The sequence below is a fragment of the Rhodococcus sp. 14-2470-1b genome (assembly GCF_002259415.1).
In the GTDB taxonomy this organism is placed as follows: domain Bacteria; phylum Actinomycetota; class Actinomycetes; order Mycobacteriales; family Mycobacteriaceae; genus Rhodococcoides.
The window spans coordinates 37,928-50,604 of sequence record NZ_NPFY01000028.1; the positions used below are offsets into that span (position 1 = coordinate 37,928).

7 protein-coding genes are annotated in these 12,677 nt (G+C 64.6%); 6 read left to right on the forward strand and 1 reads right to left on the reverse strand.

The features are described from left to right. Positions 1 to 69: 69 nt before the first annotated feature. Positions 70 to 2,100, forward strand: coding sequence for a cytochrome c oxidase assembly protein (locus CH293_RS20325; RefSeq protein WP_094721333.1), 2,031 nt, complete (start codon positions 70 to 72; stop codon positions 2,098 to 2,100). 21 nt (positions 2,101 to 2,121) lie between these two features. Here the strand turns inward: CH293_RS20325 and CH293_RS20330 are convergent, their stop codons facing one another. Then, positions 2,122 to 2,550 carry a MarR family winged helix-turn-helix transcriptional regulator gene (locus CH293_RS20330; RefSeq protein ID WP_037110203.1) on the reverse strand — a complete coding sequence of 143 codons (429 nt, stop codon included), beginning with the start codon at positions 2,548 to 2,550 and terminating at the stop codon, positions 2,122 to 2,124. Between the two features lie 117 nt (positions 2,551 to 2,667). Between CH293_RS20330 and CH293_RS20335 the strand changes: the two genes are divergently transcribed. The 5 genes from CH293_RS20335 (at position 2,668) to CH293_RS20355 (ending at position 12,651) form a co-directional block, all read left to right on the forward strand. Continuing rightward, positions 2,668 to 4,431, forward strand: a complete 1,764-nt coding sequence (locus CH293_RS20335; protein ID WP_094721334.1) for an ABC transporter ATP-binding protein — start codon at positions 2,668 to 2,670, stop codon at positions 4,429 to 4,431. 52 nt (positions 4,432 to 4,483) lie between these two features. Next, on the forward strand, positions 4,484 to 5,107 hold the full coding sequence (locus CH293_RS20340) for a YigZ family protein (protein WP_094721335.1): 624 nt from the start codon (positions 4,484 to 4,486) through the stop codon (positions 5,105 to 5,107). Positions 5,108 to 5,278: 171 nt separating this feature from the next. Further along, a complete protein-coding gene (gene ssb, locus CH293_RS20345) occupies positions 5,279 to 5,815 on the forward strand; it encodes a single-stranded DNA-binding protein (protein ID WP_037110211.1) in 537 nt (178 codons plus the stop codon). Positions 5,816 to 5,966: 151 nt separating this feature from the next. Continuing rightward, positions 5,967 to 7,646, forward strand: coding sequence for an energy-dependent translational throttle protein EttA (ettA, locus tag CH293_RS20350; RefSeq protein ID WP_019664769.1), 1,680 nt, complete (start codon positions 5,967 to 5,969; stop codon positions 7,644 to 7,646). A 136-nt stretch (positions 7,647 to 7,782) separates the two neighbouring features. After that, positions 7,783 to 12,651 (forward strand): NAD-glutamate dehydrogenase, encoded by a 4,869-nt coding sequence (locus tag CH293_RS20355; RefSeq protein ID WP_094721336.1) that lies wholly within the window; start codon positions 7,783 to 7,785, stop codon positions 12,649 to 12,651. Positions 12,652 to 12,677: the final 26 nt, after the last annotated feature.

Consider the following 12,677-nt stretch of genomic DNA (forward strand, 5'->3'; position numbering starts at 1 on the left):
CCCCCACCAGGCCTCGCTCCGGCAGGGCGCCGGTGACGAGGGCACTCGACACCTCTTACTCTGGTTGTCATGGCAGCACCAGACGTCGAGACCGTCGAAACACCACCGACCGAGTCTCCGGGGACCGCATCGACCTCCGTGTTCGTGACGGCAGGATTGATCGGTGCTGTCGGTGCAGCGCTCGTCATCAGCCTGTCCGCGTCGGACGCGCTCGTTCTCCTCGGTATACCCGACCCTGGTCCGGCCACGACGTACGGGCTCCCCGCCATCCGCGCCATCGGCGAGATAGCGGCATCGATCGCCATCGGTTCCTTCCTCCTCGCGGCGTTTCTGGTACCTCCGCAGAAATCCGGAGTGCTCGACGTGGGCGGATACCGCGCCGTGCGCACCGGGTCGGCTGCCGCGATCGTGTGGGCTGCGTGCGCACTGGTACTCGTCCCGCTGACCCTGTCGGACACCTCAGGTCAGCCGTTCACCGTCGCGATCCAACCCAGCAACCTCTGGGTGGCCCTCGATCAGGTGGAAATCGCCGGAGCCTGGCGCTGGACGGCGATTCTGGCCGTCGTGCTCGCGGTCGTGTCGCGGACGGTACTCAGGTGGTCGTGGACCCCGTTGCTTCTCGTGTTCGCGCTGGCCACGTTGATGCCCATCGCGTTGACGGGACACTCCTCCTCCGGAGGTGCGCATGACGTCGCCACCAACAGTCTGATCCTGCACCTGGTCGGCGCGACGCTCTGGGCGGGCGGTCTGTTCGCAGTTCTCGCCCACGCCCGCCGCAGGGGTGCGCACACCGATGTCGCGGCCAGGAGGTTCTCGGCGGTCGCGACCGTCTGCTTCGTCGTGATGGCGGCCTCCGGAGTGATCAACGCTCTGGTTCGAGTGTCCATCGGGGATCTGTTCACGACGCTGTACGGCCGGTTGATTCTGGCCAAGGTTCTCGCCCTCGTCGTGCTGGGATTCTTCGGATGGATCCAGCGGCGCAGGTCGCTGCCTGCTCTCGCATCCGACCCGTCGTCCCGTGGTGCGCTGATCAGGTTCGCCGGGGGAGAAGTTCTCGTTCTCGCGGCCACGATCGGCCTCGCCGTCGGCCTGGGGCGGACTCCGCCGCCGTCGGACGTCGACCCCGATCTCTCCTTGTCCGAAGCAGCCCTCGGTTACGACCTCCCGGATCCGCCCACCTTCGCCCGGCTGATGTTCGACTGGCGGTTCGACCTCATCTTCGGAACGGCCTCGATCCTGCTGGCCGTCGTGTACCTGCTCGGTGTTCGGCGTCTGCGTCGCCGCGGCGACGCGTGGCCTGTCGGGCGGACGATCTCGTTCCTCCTCGGGTGCGCGACGATGCTCGTGGCCACGTCCTCCGGCGTCGGCAAGTATTCGCCGGCGACCTTCAGCGTGCACATGGGCGCGCACATGGCGTTGTCGATGTTGGTGCCCGTTCTGCTCGCACTCGGTGGCGCGCTCACGCTCGCCCTGCGTGCGTTGCCGGTAGCGGGCAAGGACGGAATTCCAGGTCCCCGTGAGTGGCTTCTGCAGGCGCTGCACAGCCCTGTTTCGCGTTTCCTGACGCACCCGGTCGTCGCGGCGGTCCTGTTCGTCGGCGGCTTCTACGTGCTGTATCTCGGTGGCATCTTCGGTGCCGTGCTGGACAACCATTCGGCGCACTTGCTGATGAACGCGCACTTCATTCTCAGCGGTTACCTCTTCTACTGGGTCGTGATCGGTGTCGACCCGTCGCCGCGGCACATCGAACCCATCACCAAGCTGGCCATGGTTTTCGGGTCTCTTCCCTTCCACGCCTTCTTCGGCGTCGCATTGATGAGCATGAACACCGTCATGGGCGGCTGGTACTACCGCACGCTCGGCTTGGATTGGAACGGCGATCTCATGGGCGATCAGAAGTTGGGCGGTGGAATCGCCTGGGCCACGGGCGAGATTCCACTCGTGCTGGTGATGTTGGCCCTGCTCATCCAGTGGTCGCGCAGCGACGACCGCAACGCCAAACGCTCGGACCGCGCCGCGGACCGCGACCACGACGCCGACCTGGCCGCGCACAACGCTATGTTCGCCGAGCTGGCGCGGCGCGACCGGGAAAACGGATAGTACGCACGTTCCTCGGGCAGGTCAGAGTCGATCGGCCGTGATCTTGGCGAGAATGCGCTGAAGATCGTCACGCTCCGACGGGTCGAGGGTGTCGAACAACTCGACGGCCACCTTCGCGCGGGCCGCGTCGATGTCACGTAGTCGGACCCGGCCGGTGTCGGTGAGCGAAACGAGGACAGCCCGTCGATCGGCCGGGTCGTTCTCCCTCGCCACCAGTTCCGCGGTTTCGAGGGAGTCGACGATGTCGGTGGCCGAACGGGCCACGATGCGCAGATGATCCGCCAAGGCACGCAGTCGCATCGGGCGACCTTCTCGTGCCAGCACGTGCAGCGCGCGGCTCTGTGACGGGTTGAGTCCGAACGGTTCGAGGGCGCTCATGTGGGTATGGCGGATCCGCCGCGCGACGGCCATGAAGGAATCGGCCAGGTTCGGGGTGTCTCCCGTGTGCATGCCGACAGCATAGCCGCTTGTACGCAACCTCTTAGTGAGGTAACCTCTCGTTTATGTTCGTCGACCCAGGAGGTCTACTTGGTACGCAATCAACCGAAAGTCGCCGACCCAGCCCCCGTGGGTAGGGTTCTGGCGCTGTTCCGTCCCTACCGCGCACGCATCGCACTCGTCACCTCGATCATCGTCGTCAGTGCAGTCGTCGCGCTCGCTTCACCACTGCTTCTTCGTGAACTGCTCGATCACGCCATCCCCGATCGCGACGTCACGCTCGTCACGCTGATCGCGCTGGGCATGATCGCAGTAGCCGTCGTCACCAACACCCTCGGCGTACTCCAGACGTGGATGTCCAACAGCGTCGGTCAGACGCTGATGCACGACCTGCGCGTCGCCGTCTACGGTCACCTGCAACGTCAATCTCTCGGCTTCTTCGCGCGCACCCGCACCGGCGAGGTGCAGTCCAGAATCGCCAACGACATCGGCGGAATGCAATCCGTGGTCACCAATACGGCCACGTCGATCGCTCAGAACGCCACCACGGTTGCGGCGACCGTCGTGGCGCTGTTCCTGCTGGACTGGCGGCTGGCGTTGTTCTCATTGATCATCCTGCCGGTGTTCGTTCGCATCGCTCGAAAGATCGGCAACGAGAGACGAAAGATCTCGACGACGCGGCAGAAGCTGCTGAGCGAGCTGTCGGTTCAGATCGAGGAGTCGCTGTCCGTCAGCGGCATCCTGCTCGGCAAGACGACGGGGTCGTCCGGCGTTCTCACACAGCAGTTCGCGGCGCGCTCCGACGAAGTCGCCGACGTGGAACTCAAAGCCATGATGGCCGGTAAGTGGCGCATGGCAAGCATGCAGATCAGCTTCGCCATCATGCCCGCACTCGTCTACTGGTTCGCTGGAATCACCATCGGGAACGGAAGTGCGCTCACCGTCGGCACACTCGTCGCCTTCACGACCCTGCAAACTCAGCTGTTCAGGCCGACGATGCAGCTGCTGAGCACGGGCGTGGAGGTGCAGAGTTCCCTGGCACTGTTCGGGCGCGTCTTCGAGTACCTGGACCTGCCGGTCGACATCGACGAACCCATCGCTCCGACCCTGCTCGCCCGAGAGGACGTATCGGGGCACGTACGGTTCGAACACGTCGAGTTCTCCTACGCCGACGCCTCACGGCCCGCGTTGTCCGACATCGACATCGACGTCCCCGCGGGTAGCACCCTGGCGCTCGTCGGATCGACGGGGTCCGGGAAGACCACGCTCGGATATCTCGCCGCACGGCTGCACGACCCCACTCACGGCCGAATCACCATAGACGGCATCGACATCCGAGACCTGCCGACAGCAGTCGTCGCAGACCTGGTCGGCGTAGTGTCGCAGGAGACGTACCTGTTCCACGCCAGCATTCGCGACAACCTCCGGTTCGCGAAACCCGACGCAACCGACGCCGAGATCGAACGCGCAGCACGGATCGCGCAGATTCACGATTTCGTCGTGGGCCTGGACGACGGGTACGACACCGTGGTCGGGGAACGCGGGTACCGATTCTCCGGTGGCGAGAAGCAGCGCCTCGCCATCGCGCGCACGGTGTTGCGTAACCCGCCGATCCTCATTCTCGACGAGGCGACCAGCGCGCTGGACAACTCGACCGAGCGCGCCGTGCAAACCGCTCTCGACGAGCTGATGGTAGGGCGCACGACCATCATCGTCGCCCACAGGCTCTCGACGGTCCGGGCCGCCGACCGCATTGCCGTCCTCGACGGTGGACGCGTCGTCGAGATCGGTAACCACACCGACCTCGTCGACAAGGGTGGTCGATACGCCGACCTGGTGCACGCGTCCGGCGACTCCGTGCACGGACACGTCTCGGAATCGGTCGCGGCGTAGACTTCTCGTGCCGAGGAGCCGCCCTCGCGACTCTGGCGAAAGGAGACCGACGATGTTCCTGACTGTCGTCGATCGAACTACCGCCGAGATCGAGGTGAAGAAGTCGCGATTTCTCGCAGTCGTGGCACGGGCGGACTCCGAGGACCGCGCACGAGCCGTCATAGCGGACGCCCGACAATCCAACAGCGCTGCCGGGCATCACTGTTGGGCATTCGTCGTCGGCGACCTCCCCGGTAGCCGAATCGCCAGGGCCAGCGACGACGGTGAGCCCAGTGGTACCGCCGGCACACCGATTCTCGAGGTGTTGACCGGACGCGAACTCACCAATGTGGTCGCCGTCGTCAGCAGGATCTACGGCGGAACTAAACTCGGCACCGGAGGGCTGGCGCGCGCGTACGCCGGGGCGGTCGTCGAAGCTCTGGCGACGGCCACTGTGCGTCGCAGGGTCCAAAGACGCCGTGTGAGAGTGGAACTCGATCACGCTGATGTCGGCAGGATCGAAGCCGACCTGCGTGCGCGAGGGATCGACATCGTGTCCGTCGACTATCTCTCCACGGCGGTGTTGACGCTCGCGGCAGCGGAGTACACCATGATCGAAGGTGTCCTCGCGGGTTCCACCGCGGGCAGTGCCGAACCGGTACGACTCGGCACCGACTACGTCGACGCAGCCGTATAGCACGGCAACCCGACGCACCTCACCGTGAACCGGCGTTCGAGAGTCGGTTGTCCACAGGTGCAGGCTCCATCCACAGATTTCGTTTCGAGGCTCCGAAGGGTCGATTTTCGCGGCACAGTTCGACATGGGTCGAGTAGTGCTCGGCCGAACACCGAAGCAAGGGGGACGAACATGTACGAGGCGCAATGTGCGGTGGTGGGGACCGTGATCACCAACCCAGTCAAACGATCGACCGCATCCGGCGACGAAGTACTGAGCTTCCGGATGGCGAGCAACGCGCGCCGTCAGGATCGCGCGACGGGCGAGTGGACCGACGGCGGGACGCTGTTCCTGACGGTGACCTGCTGGCGCAGGCTGGTCAAGGGCGTCGGAGGATCGCTCATGAAGGGCGATCCGGTCATCGCGTACGGCCAACTCAGAACGAACGAATACACGACGAGGGAAGGAATCGAACGGTCTGCGGTCGAAATGACGGCGAGCGCGATCGGACCCGACCTCGCCCGGTGCATCGTCAAGGTCGAACGAGTCAGGACCGTGATCGGTGGCGAATCGGACGAACCGAGCGGAGCCACGGAATCCGGAGATCCCGGCGTCCTCCGAGACAGCAGCGACACCGAGGAAGCGGACGGACGTGAGATGGACGACGAGCCCGACTTCGACTCGTCGGACGCATCCGGAGACGAGCGGATCGTCGCCGCTGTCTCGTAGGACCCTTCGTCGACGCGCGTGTCCGGACTCGATTCGAGGGGCGATCGGGTCCGGACCTGCATCGCGGCTGGATACGGCCGTCGTCGGTCGCACGAGACGGTCCGCGACGGCGATGGTGTCGGTGAGCCTTCGGACCGATAAGCTGGCCCACATGGCGGAATTCATCTACACCATGAAGAAGGTGCGCAAGGCGCACGGCGACAAGGTCATCCTCGATGACGTCACGATGAGCTTCTACCCGGGAGCGAAGATCGGCGTCGTCGGCCCCAACGGCGCCGGCAAGTCCAGCATCCTGAAGATCATGGCCGGGATCGACCAGCCAGGAAACGGTGAGGCATTCCTCGCGCCAGGTGCGTCGGTCGGCATCCTCATGCAGGAGCCGGAGCTCGACGACGCCAAGACCGTTCGAGAGAACGTCGAGGACGGACTCGGCGACGTGATGGTCCAGCTCAAGCGGTACAACGAGATCGCCGAGCTCATGGCAACCGACTACTCCGACGAGCTCATGGAGGAGATGGGTGAGCTCCAGGAGAAGCTCGACCATGCGGACGCATGGGAGATCGACTCGCAGCTCGAGCAGGCGATGGACGCACTGCGTTGCCCGCCGCCGGAGTCGCCGGTCACCAACCTCTCCGGCGGTGAGAAGCGTCGTGTCGCACTGTGCCGTCTGCTCCTGAGCAAGCCGGACCTGCTGCTCCTCGACGAGCCCACCAACCACCTCGACGCAGAATCGGTGCTGTGGCTCGAGCAGCATCTTGCTGCCTACGCCGGCGCCATCCTCGCCGTCACTCACGACCGGTACTTCCTCGACCACGTTGCGCAGTGGATCGCCGAGGTCGACCGCGGCCACCTCTACCCGTACGAGGGCAATTACTCGACGTACCTCGAGAAGAAGGCAGAGCGCCTCGAAGTCGCGGGCAAGAAGGACCAGAAGCTGCAGAAGCGACTCAAGGACGAGCTCGCCTGGGTGCGCTCGGGCGCCAAGGCACGCCAGGCCAAGAGCAAGTCCCGTCTCGCGCGCTACGACGAGATGGTCGCGGAGGCCGAGAAGACTCGCAAGCTCGACTTCGACGAGATCCAGATCCCCAACCCGCCGCGGCTGGGCGATGTCGTCGTCGAGGTCAAGAACCTCGACAAGGGCTTCGACGGTCGCGTGCTGATCAAGGACCTGTCCTTCACGCTCCCGCGTAACGGCATCGTCGGCGTCATCGGCCCCAACGGTGTCGGTAAGACGACGCTGTTCAAGACCATCGTCGGGCTCGAGGAGCCGGACGGCGGCGAGGTCAAGATCGGTCAGACGGTCAAGCTCAGCTACGTCGACCAGAACCGATCCGGTATCGACCCCAAGAAGACGGTCTGGGAGACGGTCTCCGACGGCCTGGACTTCATCACCGTCGGCAACTCCGAGTTCCCGTCGCGCGCCTACATCAGCTCGTTCGGGTTCAAGGGTCACGATCAGCAGAAGCCGTCGGGCGTGCTGTCCGGTGGTGAGCGTAACCGTCTGAACTTGGCTATGACGCTCAAGCAGGGCGGAAACCTGATCCTGCTCGACGAGCCGACCAACGACCTGGACGTCGAAACCCTCGGTTCGCTCGAGAACGCGCTCGAGGAGTTCCCGGGCTGTGCGGTGGTCATCTCGCACGACCGGTGGTTCCTGGACCGGACGTGTACCCACATCCTCGCGTGGGAAGGCGGCTTCGGTGACAACGAGGCCGCGTGGTACTGGTACGAGGGCAACTTCGAGGGCTACGAGGCCAACAAGGTCGAACGCCTCGGCCCCGATGCCGCTCGCCCGCACCGCGTGACCCACCGCAAGCTGACCCGCGACTAGCCGCGATTTGTCCGGCCTGTTTCGTCTACCGACGAGTACGCGAAACAGGCCGGACCACACACCCATCGAGAGGCGCCTTCCCCTATAGGCTCGTCCTTACGACGAAGAAGGTCCTCACAAGGGAGTGGTTCAACACATGCCGAACTCGGCGGGTACGACGGACATCGACTGGACGAGCGAACTGCCGGGGGAGTTGGTCACATCCCTGTCTCGGGTGAAGGCGGCGTACTTCGCGCACGTCGACTCGGCCGATCAGGACGGATCGATCGAGCAGGCCGAACGAACGATGTTCCGGCGTCACGTGCAACTCGCCGCGCGGCGTACCGCGGGGACCGCGAACATCCGCTTGTATCGCCCCGGTGCCGACAATTCCGACGGGACGCCGGGTGTGGCGGGGCTTGCACTGCAGATCGTCACCGACGACATGCCCTTGCTCGTCGAGTCCGTGGTATCCCAGCTGTCTCGGATCGGAGTCGAGGTCAGCGACGTCGTGCACCCCATCCTCGACGTCACACGAGACAGTGACGGCAGGTTGGTGTCTGCCGGATCGAGCAACGGATCGAGTCCGAGCGGGACGAACCGCGAATCCTGGATGCATCTACAGCTCAATCCTGCGGTGCCCGACGACGTCGTGGACACGCTCGAGGTCGCTGTCGCCGCGGTACTGACCGACGTTCGCGAAGTCATCGCCGACACCGACGACATGCGACGGGTGCAGAGCGAGATCGCGGATGCATTCGAGGCCGCCGCTGCCGTGTCCCCTGATTCGTCTGCGGTTCAGCAGCGTGAAGCCGCCGGCCTGCTGCGCTGGCTCGCCGACGGTCACTACACGTTGCTCGGGTACCGCCGCTACTCGGCCGAGAAGTCGTCCGAGGGGTCCCTCACCGCGGTACCGATTGCGGACAGTGGATTGGGTGTGTTGCGGGACGATCACCGAATTGGTTCGGACACAATCTCTCTGGACGATCGTGCCGATATCGTCGCGCTCGTTCAGGGTTCCAGCCCGGCGACGGTGCACCGCGCTGTCTATCCCTACTTCGTGACTCTCTTCGATCCGTCGAATCCGGAACTGGGGGAACATCGATTCGTCGGTGTCTTCACCGTGACCGCGTTACACGAGAACGTCCTCGACATACCGGTGATCGAACGCCGCGTCCGCTCAGCGGTTGATCGCGCCGGGTACGACCTGCAGTCGTTCTCGGGACAGGCGATGCTGGAGGTCGTCCAGTCGATGCCGCGGTCGGAGCTGTTCGCCACCGATGCTCACTCTCTGTACGAGACGGCGACGGCGGTGCTCGCCCTGGGGCGTCGGCGCAAGGTGAAGGTGTTCCTGCGTGAGGACGCGGGCGGGGCGTTCGTGTCCGCGCTGGTCTATCTACCGCGTGATCGCTACACCACACGCGTGCGGTTGGCGGTACAGAAGTGCCTGCTCGACGAATTGGCCGGTTCGGGTATCGATTACACGGCACGTGTCACGGAATCCGACCTGGCGTTGCTGCACGTCACGGTCCGGCGGGACGACGCGGAGGCCTCCGTACTCGATCTCTCGCGGGACAACGTCGACCGGATCGAGGCTCTGCTCACCGAGACCATCCGAACCTGGGAAGATGCGCTGTCGGAGGCGGTCTCGCGTATCGACTCGGCCGACACCGTCGTCGCCTCGCGCTACGCGGACGCATTGCCCGAGGCGTACAAGCAGGACTTCCGGCCCGAGCGTGCAGTCTTCGACATCGTCCGTTTCGAAGCCCTGTCCGACGGTGCGATCGACATGCAGCTTTACCGAAACGCCGACTCCGAGGTCGGTAGCTGGCGGTTCAGTCTGTACATCGGAGGAAGGGGAGTATCGCTCAGCCAGGTACTGCCCGTGTTGCAGAGCCTCGGTGTCGAGGTCGACGACGAGCGTCCTTATCCGGTGGTCCGCCCCGACGGATTGCAGTGCTGGATATACGATTTCGGGGTGTCGGCATCGCGCGAGATGTTGAACGCGGCGATCGACGGCGATCTCGACTCGGAGTTGCAGGATGCCGGTGCGACCGATCGTGAATCGCGGGTCCAGCTGCGCTTCACCGATGCCTTCACGGCCGTGTGGGAGGGTCGGGCGGAAGCCGACAGGTTCAACGAACTGGTCATGCGGGCTGCACTCGACTGGCGTCAAGCACAGATCCTGCGGGCATACGCGAAATACCTGCGCCAGGCCAACTTTCCGTACAGTCAGTTCAACATCGAGGGCGTCCTGCTCTCGCACCCGCGGACCGCACGACTTCTGGTCGGGCTCTTCGAGGCGCAGTTCGACCCCGAGCGCGCGTCGGAATCCCGTTCCGAGGAACTGAGTGACGAGCTCCAGTCCTTGATCGACGAGGTCATCAGCCTCGACGCGGACAGAATTCTGCGATCGATCTTCGAACTCGTCCGCGCGACGTTGCGCACCAACTTCTACGTGGTGGATGCACACGGCACTCGGCGCGAGTTTCTCTCGATCAAGTTCGATCCGCAGAAGATCGCGGAACTGCCCAAGCCCAAGCCCACATTCGAGATCTTCGTCTATTCCCCGCGCGCCGAAGGTGTTCACCTTCGGTTCGGGGCCGTCGCCCGAGGAGGGTTGCGCTGGTCCGACCGTCGCGAGGATTTCCGCACCGAAATCCTCGGCCTCGCCAAAGCTCAGATGGTCAAGAACGCGGTGATCGTTCCGGTGGGCGCGAAGGGCGGATTCGTCGTCAAGCGTCCGCCCGCCACCACCGGGGATGCTGCCGCTGATCGTACTTCGGCGTTGGACGAGGGCAAATCCTGCTACCGGTTGTTCATCGCCGGGCTACTGGACGTCACCGACAACCTCGATCGTGCAAGCGGATCGGTCATTCCACCCGAACGCGTCGTACGCCGAGACCGCGACGACACGTACCTCGTCGTCGCCGCCGACAAGGGTACTGCGACGTTCTCCGACCTCGCCAATTCCGTTGCCGCCGAATACGACTTCTGGCTCGGTGACGCTTTCGCGTCCGGCGGCTCGGCAGGGTACGACCACAAGGCGATGGGAATCACGGCGAAGGGTGCGTGGGAGAGCGTCAAGCGGCACTTCCGTGAAATCGGAGTCGACACTCAAACCGAGGACTTCACCGTCGTCGGCGTCGGCGACATGAGCGGCGACGTGTTCGGAAACGGAATGCTGCTCAGCCGCCACATCGGACTGCTGGCGGCGTTCGACCACCGGCACATCTTCCTCGATCCGAACCCGGACAGGGCGGCGTCGTTCGCCGAACGGGAGCGTCTGTTCGCACTCCCTCGTTCCTCCTGGGCCGATTACGATTCGGCATTGATCTCGCGGGGCGGCGGAGTGTGGGACAAGACCGTGAAATCGGTTCCGATCAGTCCCGAGGCGCGCGCGGCGTTGGGGCTGGGGGACACCGTGACGTCGTTGTCGCCCCCCGAGCTGGTTCGTGCCATCCTCACTGCCCCGGCCGACCTGCTGTGGAACGGCGGAATCGGCACCTACATCAAGGCGTCCACCGAATCGAATTCCGACGTCGGCGACAAATCGAACGACGCGGTTCGGGTCGACGGCAACGAGATCAGGGCCACAGTCGTCGGCGAGGGCGGAAACCTGGGTGCAACGGCACTCGGCCGCATCGAGTACGACCTGGCAGGCGGACGGATCAACACCGACGCCGTGGACAACTCGGCGGGCGTCGACTGCTCCGACCACGAGGTCAACATCAAGATCCTTCTCGAGTCCGCGATCTCCGACGGTGCGCTGGACCGAGGCGATCGCGACGAACTCCTCGCGTCGATGACGGACGAGGTCGGCCGGTTGGTGCTGTGGGACAACTTCATGCAGAACGAACTGTTGGGGACCTCTCGATTCGACGCGCCGTCGTTGCTCACCGTGCACCGACGGGTGATCGAGGACCTGGAGGAACGACGAGGGCTCGACCGAGAACTCGAAGCGCTGCCCACCGAACAGGAGATCCGCACGCGGAAGTCGGAGGGCCGCGGACTGACCTCTCCGGAGCTTGCGACATTGATGGCTCACGTGAAGTTGAGCCTCGAAAGTGACCTGTTGGCCAGCGAACTGCCGGACAGCGACGTGTTCGCTTCGCGTCTGCCGAAGTACTTCCCGGACGTTCTTCGCGAGCCCTACGCGAACGAGATCACCTCGCACCCACTGCGTAGGCAGTTGGTGGCGACCACGCTGACCAACGAGACCGTCGATCGGGGCGGCATCACTTTCGTCTACCGACTCGCCGAGGACGCAGGTGCAACGGGTACCGACGCCGTGCGTGCGTTCGCGGCTGCGACGGCGATCTTCGGGTTGGACGAGCTGTGGAACGACATCCGAACGGCGGGTATGTCGACGTCGTCGTCCGACGAGTTGCTGCTCGAATCCCGACGGGTACTCGACCGCGTCGCTCGGTGGTTGTTGACCAATCGGCCGCAACCTCTTGCCGTCGGCGCCGAAATCAGCCGGTACGCAGGCAAAGTCGCATCTCTGCGTGCCGTCGTCGGAGAGTACATCGACAGCTATCAGGCGCGCGACGCCGACGCCCGCGTACAGGCAGCCGTCGAACGTGGGGCACCGAGGGAGCTTGCGTCCGCGGTGTATCGACTCCTCGATCACTACAGTCTGCTCGACATCATCGACGTCGCGGACATCACCGAACACGACCCCGCGGAAGTCGCCGAGCTGTACTTCGCACTGGACGCGCACATCGGCATCGACTGGTTGCTGACATCGGTGTCCGGACTCGCCCGAGGGGATCGCTGGCATTCGCTGGCACGGCTGGCGCTCCGTGACGATCTGTACTCCTCGCTGCGGGCGATCACCAAAGAGGTTCTCCTGGGCGGCGAACCGCACGAGAGTGCCTCGGAGAAGATCGCGGAGTGGGAATCGACCAACTCGTCCCGCCTCGCACGTGCTCGCGCTGCGCTCCGCGAGATCTCGGACTCGGGAACACTCGACCTCGCTACACTGTCCGTCGCTGCGCGGCAGGTGCGCAGTATGGTTCCGTAGCATTTTCTGCCCGTAGCGTGCCATCG